The organism is Microbacterium sediminicola, from assembly GCF_039531125.1.
Lineage (GTDB): Bacteria > Actinomycetota > Actinomycetes > Actinomycetales > Microbacteriaceae > Microbacterium > Microbacterium sediminicola.
In genome coordinates this window covers 910931-922940 of the sequence record NZ_BAAAPL010000001.1, presented here as the reverse complement: position 1 = coordinate 922940, position 12010 = coordinate 910931, and the positions used below count along the sequence as shown (strand labels likewise).

The window sequence follows — 12010 nt, the reverse complement described above, 5'->3', positions numbered from 1 at the left end:
GATGGGACGTCATCGGCCCGACTACGGTTGGTTCACTTCGCGGCGACGCTGCTTGTGGCGGTGTCTTCTGCAACATCGTCGGTCGGTGGTGCGCTGACGTCGACGAAGTCGGGAGTGTCTTGCGATTGTACAGTCCCGTCGACCGTGCGCTCCCGACCCGGCATGTATGGCGAGGGTTCGAGGCCCGTGTGACGCTTGGTCTGGACGATCATGATGCCGAGGCCGATGAGGACGCCGAAGATCGCGGCCCACACGTTCACACGGATGCCGAGGAAGATCTCGCTGGGGTCGATGCGGATCGACTCCCACACGATGCGGCCCGCGCTGTACCAGACGAGATAGAGACCGAAGAGCTTCCCCCACTGCATCGAGGCCTTGCGTCCTGCCCACAGCAGCACGACAACACCGAGCAGGTTCCACAGCATCTCGTAGAGGAACGTGGGGTGGAAGAGCGTGCCCTCGGCCAGACCCGGCGGGAAGGCGGGGTTCGTGGACTCGATCTCCAGACCCCACGGGAGGTCGGTGGGCAGGCCGAACAGCTCGTGGTTGAACCAGTTGCCCAGGCGCCCCATTGCCTGCGCGAGCAGGAGGCCTGGCGCCAACGCATCGGCGAAAGTCCAGAAGCGGATGCCGGTCCAGCGGCAGCCGAGCCACGCGCCGACACCGCCGCCGATGAGCGCACCGTAGATGGCGATCCCGCCGTCCCAGACGTTCCAGATGGCATTCTGCACGAACGGGTTCCACCATTCGTGGCCCGCGTAGAAGTAGTCGTTCGGGTGCGTGAACACGTGGTAGAACCGCGCGACGATGATTGCGAGGGGCACCGCGATGAGCGCGATGTCGATCACGATCCACGGCTCGCCGCCGCGCCTAGTGAGTCGGTGGTTGGTCAGCAGGACCGCCACGATGATTCCCGCGATGATGCACAGCGCGTAGAAGTGGATGCGAATGGGTCCGAGATCGATGTAGCTGATCGACGGGCTGGGGATGCTCGTGAGCACGGTGCCGAGAAGAGTGGGAGCGGCGGTCGTCATGCGCAGTCGTCCTTGCAGGTCGTGTCGCCGACCGATCGGCCGACAACGGGAAGTCTAGTTCGCGGGCTGCGGCCTCACGCCCGGGCGGTGCCGGCCGCGAGCTCCCGAGCGGTGGAGGCCAGGCCTTCCAGCCCGCCGTCACGAAGCGCCTTGACCAGCGCCGTGCCGACGATGGCACCGTCGGCGTACTCGAGAACGCCGCGGACATGGTCGGCATTCGAAATGCCGATGCCGACGCAGGCGTACTCCACATCGTGGAGGCGTAGGCGCGCCACCAGCGCGCGGGCCGCCGCATCAAGAGAGGCCCGCTCCCCCGTGATCCCCATGGTCGAGACCGAATATACGAATCCGGTGCTGGAGTCGGCGATCAGACTCAGTCGCTCGTCGGTTGAGGTCGGGGCAGCGAGGAAGACACGATCGAGGCCGGTCCGCTCGCTCGCGGCGATCCACTCCGCGGCCGCATCGGGAGTGATGTCGGGCGTGATGAGCCCGTCGCCTCCGGCGGCCGCGAGGGCGTCGGCGAAGCGATCGACGCCGTACTGCACGACCGGGTTCCAGTAGGTCATGACGAGGACGGGGATCTCGACCCGTTCTCTGATGCGCTGCACAGCGGTGAACGTGTCACGGAAACGGAAACCGGCGGCCAGAGCCGCCTGTGTGGCCTCCTGGATGACCGGCCCATCCATGACCGGGTCGGAGTAGGGCGGTCCGAGCTCGAGGATGTCGACACCAGATTCCGCGAGGACGACGGCCGCCTCGATACTCGTCTCGAGATCGGGATAGCCGATCGGCAGATAGCCGACGAGGACGCCGCGCCCTTCGGCGCGGGCAGCGGCGATCGTCTCCGCTACACGGGAGGTCACGGGGTCGCTCCCTCGTCGTAGAGTCCGAACCACCGGGCGGCGGTATCCATGTCCTTGTCGCCGCGTCCGGACAGCGATATCAGCAGCACGGCGTCGGGACCGAGCTGCTGACCGACGCGCAGCGCGCCCGCGAGGGCGTGGGCCGATTCGACCGCAGGGATGATGCCCTCGGTGCGCGAGAGCAGCAGGAGAGCGTCCATCGCCTCCGTGTCGGTCGCGGGGATGTAGTTCGCGCGACCGATGTCCGACAGCCAGGAGTGTGCGGGACCGACCCCGGGGTAGTCCAGACCGGCGGAGATGGAGTGCGATTCGATCGTCTGACCGTCCTCGTCCTGGAGGACGTAGGTGCGCGCGCCGTGCAGGACGCCGGGCCGTCCCCGCTCGATGGAGGCTGCGTGCAGCGGTGTGTCCACGCCGTCGCCGGCGGCCTCGACACCGTAGAGCGCGACACTCTCGTCGTCGAGGAAAGCGTCGAACATGCCGATCGCGTTGGAGCCGCCCCCCACGCATGCGAACACCGCATCGGGAAGCGCGCCCGTCTCGGCGAGCATCTGCTCCCGCGCCTCTTCGCCGATCACCTTCTGGAAATCGCGCACCATCGAGGGGAACGGATGAGGACCTGCGGCGGTTCCGAAGATGTAGTTGGTCGTCTCGACGCTGGCGACCCAGTCGCGATAGGCCTCATTGATGGCGTCCTTGAGGGTGCGGGAGCCCGTCGTGACCGGAATGACCTCTGCGCCCAGCAGCCGCATGCGGGCGACGTTCAGCGCCTGGCGCTGGGTGTCGACTTCTCCCATGTAGATGGAGCATTCGAGTCCGAACAGCGCCGCAGCGGTCGCCGTTGCGACACCGTGCTGCCCCGCGCCGGTCTCGGCGATGACACGGGTCTTGCCGAGGCGCTTCGTGAGAAGGGCCTGACCGAGCACATTGTTGATCTTGTGGGAGCCGGTGTGGTTGAGGTCCTCGCGCTTGAGGAACACTCGTCCGCCACCGGCGTGTTGCGCGAAGCGCGGCACCTCGGTGAGCGCCGAGGGCCGTCCGGCGTACGAAGTGAGGAGCGTGGAGAACTCGGCGAGGAACTCCGGATCGACCCGAGCCTCTTCGTACACGGCGGTGAGCTCGTCGATCGCGGCGATGAGCGACTCGGGCATGTAGCGCCCGCCGTACTCGCCGAAGAACGGTCCGGTCACGTCACGCAGGGTCATGAGCCCGCCTCCAGAAAACTCGCCAGGGTCGCCACGGGGTCCCCCGTGACCAGCGCCTCGCCGATCAGGACGACATCGGCACCCGAGGCGCGGTAATGCGCGACATCCGCGGGCGCGAGCACCGCGGACTCGGCGACCTTGATCGCCCCGGCGGGGATCAAGGTCGAGACGCGCCCGAACAGGTCGCGGTCCAGCTCGAACGTCGAAAGATCGCGGGCGTTCACACCGATGAGGGACGCGCCCGCGTCAACCGCGCGGCGCACCTCGTCAGCGGAGTGGGCCTCGACGAGGGCGGTCATGCCGAGTTCGGTGATCAGCCGATGAAGGCGGATCAGCGTGTTCTGGTCCAGCGCGGCGACGATGAGCAGCACCAGATCCGCGCCGGCAGCCCTCGCTTCGAACACCTGGTACTCGGTCGCGATGAAGTCCTTGCGCAGCACCGGAAGCTCGACTGCTTCGCGCACTGCGACGAGGTCTGCCAATGACCCCTTGAAACGGCGTTCCTCGGTGAGCACCGAGATCGCGCTCGCGCCGCCCCGCTCGTAGAGAGCGGCGAGTGCTGCGGGGTCGGGGATCTCAGCCAGTGCGCCGCGTGAGGGGCTCGCGCGCTTCACCTCGGCGATGATCTTCACGCGGTCGGCCGGAGCGAGCGCCGCCAGCACATCGAGTGCGGGAGCCTTGGCGAGAGCCTCACGCTCAACGTCGGCGAGGGGACGCTCCGACTGGCGTTCCCGCGAGTCGGCGACGGAGCCGGCCGTGAGGTCGGCGAGCACGATCAGTGCGCTTTCGGCGTGTACTTGGGCCCGTTGACGCCGTAACCGGCCTTGGCCATGATCCAGCCGACGAGAGCACCCACCACAAGGAGGCCGACGCATGCCCACACGAGGATGGGCATGTTGAAGCAGAAGAAGACGGTGCCGAGCGCGACGGCCAGCAGCATGATGACCACGGCGGTCCACGCGGCCGGGGAGTGTCCGTGGCCGGGGTCTGCGATCGGGTTGCTCATGATTCTCCTCGGTTGGTGCGCGGGTCGTCGGTCAGTCTATCGGTCGGGTGGGATCCGTGCCGCGCGACAGGTCGTCCCACGAGTCAATCGCATCGAGGGGACCGTCGGTCGTGGTCGAGATGGTGCTGCCAGACCGGTATTTGCGGCCGGACTCGCCCCAGCGCGTCGCGGTGATCAGCGCCCAGATCGCCACCACGGTGAGCGCGATCGCGGAGACTGCGGTGATCCACGGCCACGGTGTCGCGGTGAGCGCGATCACCAGCGAAGCGAGGGCGGCCTCACCGGCGATCCCGGTTGCGGCGGCGACGTCCGCGGCGACCGCTGACAGCGGCGGCGTGAGGGCGAGCGGGATCACCAGCATCCCGAGTGTGACACCGATGAGCAGAGCGAGCGCAGAGAGGATGTGGCGCAGCACGCGTCCGGCCAGCGACATCGCCGCGCCGATCGCGAGTACCGCGAGGCTGAGCGGTGTCAGCAGGGGGATCGCGGAGCTGCCGGGTATTGCAAGCTGCTCGAGCGACCCGTCATCGAGTGTCACCGTTACCCACGTCTGGGTCGCTGCGATCACGCCGAGTGTCCCGGTCGTGAGCAGACCCAGGATGACGATGACCCGCGCTCGGGCCATCACGGTGCGACAGTCCCCTGCGCGGGCTCCAGGTCGACGGCGTCGAAGCAGGTGCGGGTGCCCGTGTGGCACGCCACACCGATCTGTTCGACGCTGATGAGGAGGGCGTCACCGTCGCAGTCGAGGCGGGCGCCGCGGATGTACTGCACATGTCCGGACGTGTCGCCTTTTCGCCAGTACTCCTGGCGCGAGCGCGACCAGAAGGTGACGCGACCGGTGGTCAGGGTTCTGCGTAGTGCCTCGGCATCCATCCACCCGAGCATCAGGACTTCACCCGTATCCCACTGCTGGATGATCGCGGGGGCAAGACCGTCGTCGTTGAAGACGACACCGGCGATGCGCTCCTCGACGGTGCTCATTGCCGCACCTCGATCCCCTTTGCCGCCAGGGTAGCCTTCACGTCGCCGACGGTGAGCTGGCCGGAGTGGAAGACGCTGGCTGCGAGAACGGCGTCGGCCCCGGCTTTCACGGCGGGCGCGAAGTCGGCAGCGGATCCCGCGCCGCCGGAGGCGATGACGGGCACCGACGAGATCTCGCGCATGAGGGCCGTCAGCTCCAGGTCGAAGCCGTCGCGCGTGCCGTCGGCATCGATCGAGTTGACCAGCAACTCGCCGGCTCCCCGCTCGATGGCCTCCCGTGCCCAGACGAGGGCGTCGAGCGCCGTTTCGGTGCGCCCACCGTGCGTGGTGACGACGAATCCCGACGCGGTAGCGCTGGACCGCTTCACATCGAGGGAGAGCACCAGTACTTGGGCGCCGAACCTGTCGGCGATGTCGTCGACGAGCTCGGGCCGGGCGATGGCGGCGGAGTTCACACCGACCTTGTCCGCGCCCACGCCGAGGAGGCGCGCGACATCTTCAGCCGTCCGCACCCCTCCTCCGACCGTCAGCGGGATGAAGACGTTCTCCGCAGTGCGCTGCACGACCTCATATGTCGTGGCGCGGTCGTCGACAGTGGCGGTCACGTCGAGGAAGGTGAGCTCATCGGCGCCCTGGCGGAAGTACTCCTCCGCCAGCGCAACGGGGTCTCCCATGTCGCGGAGGTTCTCGAAGTTCACGCCCTTGACGACGCGCCCTGCCGCGACATCCAGGCACGGGATGATGCGGGTGATCACGGACACGTCAGAGCCTCGCTGCGTGGATCTCGGTCACGAGGATGGCGCGTGCGCCGAGACCATACAGCGCGTCCATCACCTGGTTGACGCCGGCGCGGGGGCTCATGACGCGCACCGCGACCCACTCGGGGTCGCGCAACGGCGAGATCGTGGGCGACTCGATTCCGGGGGCGATGGCCACCGCCGCGTCAACGAGGGTCACGGGGAGGTCGTAGTCGATGAGGACATAGCGCCGGGCGACCATCACGCCTCGAAGCCGGCGCAGCAGGGTGTCGATACCGTCGGCGTCCGATGCGCCCTGGATCAGGACCGCCTCAGACTCGAGGAGGACCGGACCGAAGATCTCCAGCCCCGCCTGACGGAGGGTCGTTCCCGTCGAGACCACGTCCGCGACCGCGTCGGCCACGCCGAGGCCCACCGCGGACTCGACGGCGCCGTCGAGCGGCACAAGATCCACCCCGATCCCGCGCTCATCCAGGAAGGCATCGACCAGACCTGGATAGGCGGTCGCAACACGCAATCCGTTCAGGTCGGCGAGGTCGGAGAATCGCCCGGGAGGGCCCGCGAAGCGGAAGGTGGAGCCGGCGAATCCGAGCGCCTCGATCTCACGCGCGGGCACCCGTGCGTCCAGCAGCAGGTCACGGCCCGTGATTCCGACGTCGAGCGCTCCCGATCCCACGTAGGTGGCGATGTCCTTGGGGCGCAGATAGAAGAACTCGACGTCATTGGCCGGATCGATGACGTGCAGGTCCTTCGAGTCCCGACGGCCGGTGTAGCCGGCCTCGGCGAGCATGGCGGCGGACGTGTCTGCCAGCGAGCCCTTGTTGGGCACGGCGATTCGCAACATCAGATGTCTTTCGAAAGGAGCGGGCGGCGGATGGGCGCGGGCTCAAAGATGTCGATAGACGTCTTCGAGACGCATCCCCTTGGCGATCATCAGCACCTGCAGGTGGTACAGCAGCTGTGAAATCTCCTCGGCCGTAGCCTCATGCGACTCGTATTCCGCAGCCATCCAGACTTCGGCCGCCTCTTCGACGATCTTCTTGCCGATCGCGTGCACACCGGCATCCAGCTGCGCCACTGTTCCCGAGCCTTCGGGGCGCTCGACGGCCTTCGCGCTGAGCTCGCCGAACAGCTCCTCGAACGTCTTCACGGTTCCAGGGTATCGAACAGTTCAGTGGCGGTGCGCCAGCAGCGCCCGTTCACGCAGGGAGGCGATCGCCTCCGTAGGGTCGGTGGAGCCGAACACGGCCGAGCCTGCGACGAAGGTGTCGGCACCGGCTTCTGCCGCCTGCGCAATGGTGGATGCGGAAATACCGCCATCGACCTGGAGCCAGACATCCGAGCCCCGACGGCGGGCGTGCTCTGCCACGAGAGCGAGCTTGGGCATCATGTCGGGCATGAAGGACTGCCCGCCGAAGCCGGGCTCCACGGTCATGATGAGGACCTGGTCGAACTCGTCGATGTGCTCGAGGAACGGCTCGATTCCGGTACCGGGTTTGAGGGCGACGCCGGCACGGGCGCCGATCTCACGCAGCCGGCGCGCCAGAGCCACCGGCTGCGTGGTCGCCTCGGCGTGGAAGGTCACCGACGCAGCCCCGAGCTCGGCGTACCCGGGGGCCCAGCGATCCACGTCGTCGATCATCAGGTGGACGTCCAGCGGCACGGGGCTCGTTTGCTGGATGCGCTCGACCATCTGCGGCCCGAAGGTGAGATTCGGCACGAAGTGGTTGTCCATGACGTCCACGTGGACGAAATCCGCCGAGGCGATGCGCGCGAGCTCGGCGGCCATATTGGCGAAATCGGCGGCGAGGATGCTGGGGTTGATCCGTACGGCGGCGTCGGGTGATGTCACCGAACCATTATGGATGGCGGCATCCGGCGACGAGCGCTAACGGCGGCGCAGAAGAGAGATCGACATGGCGTCGGTGCCGTGACGGTGGGGCCACAGCTGTGCACGACCGGAGTCATCCTGCTGTGCGGGAAGGTCGATCGGTGCCTGCGCGACCTCGCGTAGGACTGCACGCGCGTCCATCTCCTCGACACCCTCGCGATCGGCGAGCACGTCACGGACGACGTCGCGCGTCTCCGCGAGGTGCGGTGAGCAGGTCACGTAGGCGACCACTCCCCCGGGTGCGAGGCCGTCGATCGCGGCACTCAGGAGCTCCTGCTGCAGGGAGACGAGCTGACCGACGTCCGCCGGGCTCTTGCGCCACCGCGCCTCCGGTCGACGGCGCAGCGCACCGAGTCCCGTGCAGGGCGCGTCGACGAGGATGCGGTCGTAGCGCCCCCGGCGGGCGCGCATGCGACCGTCCTCCTCGGACACGGGGATTTCCACGGGGACAGCGGCGATCGAGCGACGCACGAGCCCCGCTCGGGCGGGGACGAGTTCGTTGGCCTCGAGTGCCACTCGCGTTCCCGAAACCGACGCCCGGTGGGCTTCCGCGGCGAGCAGAGCGGTCTTGCCGCCCGGCCCGGCACACAGATCGAGCCATTTCTCCCCTGGCATCGGCGTGCGCGCCCCGACGAGGGCGAGCGCTGCGAGCTGTGAGCCCTCGTCCTGGACGCGCACCGCGTTCCCCGATCCTTGGACCAGCCCCGCAGGATCACCGCCCGGTGAGCGGAAGCCGTACGGAGAGAAGAGTGTGTGCTCGGCAGTTTCGGGGATCTCCGCGAGCCCGGGGAGGGCCGCGAGGGTCACCGTCGGCGCGGCATTGTCGGATTCGAGCAGTGTCACCAGCTCTCCTGCCCGTCCCTCCGCATCCAGCGCGCGCCGCAGCGCGCGGATCACCCAGACGGGGTGGGAGAAGCGCACGGCGAGTCGCTCGTCATCCGAGCGCGCTGAGGCCTCAGCGCGCTCGAGCCACGACACCGCGTCGGAGGCGGCGACCTGACGCAGCACGGCGTTCACAAAGCCCGCCGCGCGGGCACTCGCCACTCGGCGTGTCAGGGTCACGGCCTCGTTGACCGCGGCATGCGCGGGCACGCGCATCCCCAGGATCTGGTGCACGCCCACGCGCAGGATGTCGAGCACCGCCGGATCGATCTTGTCGGTCCCCCGCGCCGCGGCGATCACGATGACGGCATCCCATGTGCCGCGCTGCCGCAGCGTGCCATAGGTCAGCTCTGTCGCCAGCGCCGCGTCGGGTCCGGTCAGCTGCGCGCGTGAGATCGCCTGTGGCAGTGCCAGGTTTGAGTAGGCGTCGGACTCGTCGACCGCGCGAAGCACCTCGAACGCGACATCGCGAGCGCTGACTCGCGCGCTCATCCGCCGACCACCGCGGTGTCGACCCGCAGCCCGCGCCACCAGTCGGCCGCCGCCATCGCCTGTTTCCCGGCGGGCTGGACGCGCACGAGCTCCAACGGCGCGGATCCGGTCCCGACGATGACGCCCCGGCCGAGCGCACGCAGGTGCCCTGGGGGAAGTGGCGGAGTGGCAGGGTCCACGGTGCGCACCTCGAGCACCTTCAGGCGTGCACCGTCGAAGGTGGTGTGGGCGCCGGGGGTCGGCGTCATCGCGTTGATGCGGGCCTGGACCAGGCGACGCTCCTGATCCCAATCGACCGCGCCGTCAGCATCGGAGAGCTTCGGGGCGAACGTCGGCTCACCGCGCTGGGCCACCGACCGGGCAGATCCGGCCCCGATGGCATCGATGACCTCGCGGAGGAGCACGGCGCCGTCCTCGCTTAATCTCGACAGCAGCCCGCCGGCCGTGGCGGACTCCTCCAGGCGCATGCGGATCTCGTCGAACACCGGCCCATCGTCGAGCCCCGGCCCCAGCTGGAACACACCGGCGCCGATCTCGTTGTCCGCCGCGAGGACGGCGTGCTGTACGGGCGCGGCACCGCGCCAGCGCGGCAGCAGCGAGAAGTGCAGATTGATCCACCCGTGCACGGGAAGCGACAGCAGGGGCTCGCGCACGAGTCCGCCGTACGCGACGATGACACCGAGATCGGGGGCGGTCTCCGCCACGAGCGCCGTCGTGGCGGCATCGAGGCGATCGGTGCGGTGGACGCGCAGCCCCAGTGTTTCCGCCGCCTGCGCCACGGGCGAGGGCGTGAGGGTGCGCTTTCGTCCGACGGGTGCATCCGTGCGGGTGAGGACGAGCGGGATGTCGTGACCGGCGGCCGCCAGCGCACACAGCGACGGAACAGCCGCGTCGGGGGTTCCGGCGAACACGAGTCTCATGGGGCACCTTCGATATCGATGTCGAGCAGATCCAGCCGGACACGCAGTGTACTTCCTCCCCGGGCGGGCGTATCGGCACCCGGTTGTCTGCGGCGGCTACGACTCGCCTCACGGATCACCGCGGCACGCAGTGCCTCGGTGATGGCGGCGCCGTCGTGATAGTCGAAACGCAGCACCGCGCGCCAGCCGTCGCGGTCGGGCACCGGCCCGAGGACGGACCAGGTGGGAAGTGCAGACACATCGGCACGCACGGCGGCGAGCGTGTCCTCCACCTCCCGGCGAGAGCCGTCGATGCGAGCGCTGCGGACCGCCGGCGGCATGTGGAGCGCCGCGCGATCGACGAGCTCGCGCTGCGCAAACTGCGGCTGGGACCACGTCGCCAGCGCTCGCCCCACGTCCCCTGCGACGCCCACGAGGTGCACGGGCGCCCCCGGTGCGGCGAGGGCTGCGGCATTCGACCACCACCTCAGGCAGTGTTCGGCGATGCGCAGATCCTCTGCCATCAGCATCCGTTCGCCGTCCAGCAGCAGCACCGCACGGAACCCCCCGACCGCGAGGGGCTCCGCTCCCCGTGTCGCGATCACGAGAGCGGGGTTGCTATCCACCTCGGTGACGGGGTGCTCACCGTCGGAGACGATGATCCGCGTTCCCGGGAATGCCCGCCCCAGTTCCTCAGCGGTGCGCTCCGAACCGCTTCCCACCAGACGGAATGCGCTCGACTCACACGTGCTGCAGCGCCAGGCGTCCGCCCGCGCTCCGCACCACGCGCACTCGGGCACCGCACCACGGCGGGCAGCTCGCAGCGGGCCACCGCATCGCCGGCAGCGTGCCGGCTCCCGACAGCCGGCGCAGGCCAGGACCGGGGCGTAGCCCGGGCGGGCCACTTGGACGAGGACCGGACCGGACGTGAGCGCTTCGCGTGCTGCCGAGAACGCCGCCGACGGTATGCGCGCGGCCATCGACTCCCCTTCGCGCATCGGTGTGAGAAGCACCCGTGGTGTCCTGCGGGGCGTCTCGACCACCTCATGGAGCCAGCCCATCGCCCGCAGGCGCTGCACATCGGTCGTGCGCGTGTGACCCGCGAATACAAGAGCACACGACTCGGTCTCCTGTCTTACCAGGGCGGCGTCCCGGGCATGCACGCCCGGGGCATGCGGTTCCGCCAAGAGGGGATCACCGTCGTCCCACACCAGGATGAGACCGAGGCGGTGTGCCGGGGCGTACACGCTCGATCGGTTGCCGAGGACGATCACCGGGCGCGGCTCCGATGCGCGCAGGTAGGCCCGGTAGCGCGCGGGAGCGGGCTGGGCGGCGTCCAGTCGAACGACGTCCTCCTCCTCGACCCGGTCGGCGAGTGCGCCGGCGAGCTGCTCGAGGTCGCGGTGGTCCGGCACGACGAGGACCGCACTCTCCCCCCGCGCATACGCGGCCACAGCCGCAGCGGCGACGACGTCTGCCCACACCCCGCGCGCACCGCTGGCAGCGGGAGCCGGCCGTACGGAGAGCGCCACACGGGCATGCTCGTGGAGGTGCTCCCGAAACCCGCGGTAGTCCGCGAGGACGGACTGCGCCCAGGACGCGGTGGATTCGCTCACCGTGGCGGGCGGTGCGGAATCTTCTCGGTTCGCGAGCCACGCCTTTTCGGCGCGCACCATCCGCCTCGGGATCGCCACCCGCAGGATGTCGTTCACGCTGCCGGCGGCACGGTCTGCCAATCGGCGCGCGAGTCGGTAGAGCGCTGGGGACAGCACCGGCACCGCGGACACGACCGAATCCAGCTCTGACAGCTCGCGATCAGGGGCGTCCTCGGTGTCCACGTCGACGATGAAGGCGTCCACGATGCGCCGCGCGGCACGCAGCGGTACGCGGGCACGGACACCCGGGATTGCGTCAGCCGCCAGCGCGTCGGGGATGGCGTAGTCGAAGAGTCGATCCAGCTGGGGCAGCGGAGAATCGAGCACGACCCGCGCAATGC

General features: G+C 69.0%; 14 protein-coding genes. All 14 read right to left on the bottom strand.

Annotation, left to right across the window (positions count from 1 at the left end):
• Window positions 1–32: 32 nt before the first annotated feature.
• A complete protein-coding gene (gene lgt / locus ABD206_RS04280) occupies window positions 33–1034 on the bottom strand; it encodes a prolipoprotein diacylglyceryl transferase (protein WP_344069741.1) in 1002 nt (333 codons plus the stop codon).
• Between the two features lie 74 nt (window positions 1035–1108).
• Entirely contained in the window at window positions 1109–1897 is a 789-nt protein-coding gene (gene trpA / locus ABD206_RS04275) for a tryptophan synthase subunit alpha (protein WP_344069739.1), read from the bottom strand.
• The gene (trpB, locus tag ABD206_RS04270; RefSeq protein WP_344069736.1) at window positions 1894–3102 is read right to left on the bottom strand and encodes a tryptophan synthase subunit beta; all 1209 of its coding nucleotides are present in this window, start codon (window positions 3100–3102) and stop codon (window positions 1894–1896) included. The genes trpA and trpB overlap by 4 nt, the downstream gene beginning before the upstream one ends.
• A complete protein-coding gene (gene trpC, locus ABD206_RS04265; protein WP_344069733.1) occupies window positions 3099–3875 on the bottom strand; it encodes an indole-3-glycerol phosphate synthase TrpC in 777 nt (258 codons plus the stop codon). The genes trpB and trpC overlap by 4 nt, the downstream gene beginning before the upstream one ends.
• A 2-nt stretch (window positions 3876–3877) precedes the next feature.
• Window positions 3878–4108: a DUF6704 family protein gene (locus ABD206_RS04260; protein WP_344069730.1), complete on the bottom strand. Its 231-nt coding sequence runs from the start codon at window positions 4106–4108 to the stop codon at window positions 3878–3880.
• A 31-nt stretch (window positions 4109–4139) separates the two neighbouring features.
• The gene (locus ABD206_RS04255) at window positions 4140–4733 is read right to left on the bottom strand and encodes a Trp biosynthesis-associated membrane protein (RefSeq protein WP_344071412.1); all 594 of its coding nucleotides are present in this window, start codon (window positions 4731–4733) and stop codon (window positions 4140–4142) included.
• Window positions 4733–5092: a phosphoribosyl-AMP cyclohydrolase gene (gene hisI, locus ABD206_RS04250; protein WP_344069727.1), complete on the bottom strand. Its 360-nt coding sequence runs from the start codon at window positions 5090–5092 to the stop codon at window positions 4733–4735. The genes ABD206_RS04255 and hisI overlap by 1 nt, the downstream gene beginning before the upstream one ends.
• The gene (gene hisF / locus ABD206_RS04245; RefSeq protein ID WP_344069725.1) at window positions 5089–5853 is read right to left on the bottom strand and encodes an imidazole glycerol phosphate synthase subunit HisF; all 765 of its coding nucleotides are present in this window, start codon (window positions 5851–5853) and stop codon (window positions 5089–5091) included. The genes hisI and hisF overlap by 4 nt, the downstream gene beginning before the upstream one ends.
• Window position 5854: 1 nt before the next feature.
• On the bottom strand, window positions 5855–6694 hold the full coding sequence (gene hisG / locus ABD206_RS04240; RefSeq protein WP_344069722.1) for an ATP phosphoribosyltransferase: 840 nt from the start codon (window positions 6692–6694) through the stop codon (window positions 5855–5857).
• A 42-nt stretch (window positions 6695–6736) separates the two neighbouring features.
• Complete coding sequence (locus ABD206_RS04235) at window positions 6737–7000, bottom strand: phosphoribosyl-ATP diphosphatase (RefSeq protein WP_344069719.1); 264 nt, start codon at window positions 6998–7000, stop codon at window positions 6737–6739.
• Between the two features lie 21 nt (window positions 7001–7021).
• Window positions 7022–7702, bottom strand: coding sequence for a ribulose-phosphate 3-epimerase (rpe, locus tag ABD206_RS04230; protein ID WP_344069716.1), 681 nt, complete (start codon window positions 7700–7702; stop codon window positions 7022–7024).
• A 36-nt stretch (window positions 7703–7738) separates the two neighbouring features.
• Window positions 7739–9115, bottom strand: a complete 1377-nt coding sequence (locus ABD206_RS04225) for an RsmB/NOP family class I SAM-dependent RNA methyltransferase (protein WP_344069713.1) — start codon at window positions 9113–9115, stop codon at window positions 7739–7741.
• Window positions 9112–10035: a methionyl-tRNA formyltransferase gene (locus ABD206_RS04220; protein WP_344069710.1), complete on the bottom strand. Its 924-nt coding sequence runs from the start codon at window positions 10033–10035 to the stop codon at window positions 9112–9114. The genes ABD206_RS04225 and ABD206_RS04220 overlap by 4 nt, the downstream gene beginning before the upstream one ends.
• Entirely contained in the window at window positions 10032–11996 is a 1965-nt protein-coding gene (locus ABD206_RS04215; protein WP_344069707.1) for a primosomal protein N' family DNA-binding protein, read from the bottom strand. The genes ABD206_RS04220 and ABD206_RS04215 overlap by 4 nt, the downstream gene beginning before the upstream one ends.
• Between the last annotated feature and the right edge of the window lie 14 nt (window positions 11997–12010).

Coding starts and splice junctions, on each gene's coding strand:
- hisI (WP_344069727.1), bottom strand. CDS start 5,092: ATGAGCACCGTCGAGGAGCGCATCGCCGGTGTCGTCTTCAACGACGAC.
- ABD206_RS04225 (WP_344069713.1), bottom strand. CDS start 9,115: ATGAGCGCGCGAGTCAGCGCTCGCGATGTCGCGTTCGAGGTGCTTCGC.
- ABD206_RS04260 (WP_344069730.1), bottom strand. CDS start 4,108: ATGAGCAACCCGATCGCAGACCCCGGCCACGGACACTCCCCGGCCGCG.
- ABD206_RS04220 (WP_344069710.1), bottom strand. CDS start 10,035: ATGAGACTCGTGTTCGCCGGAACCCCCGACGCGGCTGTTCCGTCGCTG.
- hisG (WP_344069722.1), bottom strand. CDS start 6,694: ATGTTGCGAATCGCCGTGCCCAACAAGGGCTCGCTGGCAGACACGTCC.
- trpB (WP_344069736.1), bottom strand. CDS start 3,102: ATGACCCTGCGTGACGTGACCGGACCGTTCTTCGGCGAGTACGGCGGG.
- ABD206_RS04255 (WP_344071412.1), bottom strand. CDS start 4,733: ATGGCCCGAGCGCGGGTCATCGTCATCCTGGGTCTGCTCACGACCGGG.
- lgt (WP_344069741.1), bottom strand. CDS start 1,034: ATGACGACCGCCGCTCCCACTCTTCTCGGCACCGTGCTCACGAGCATC.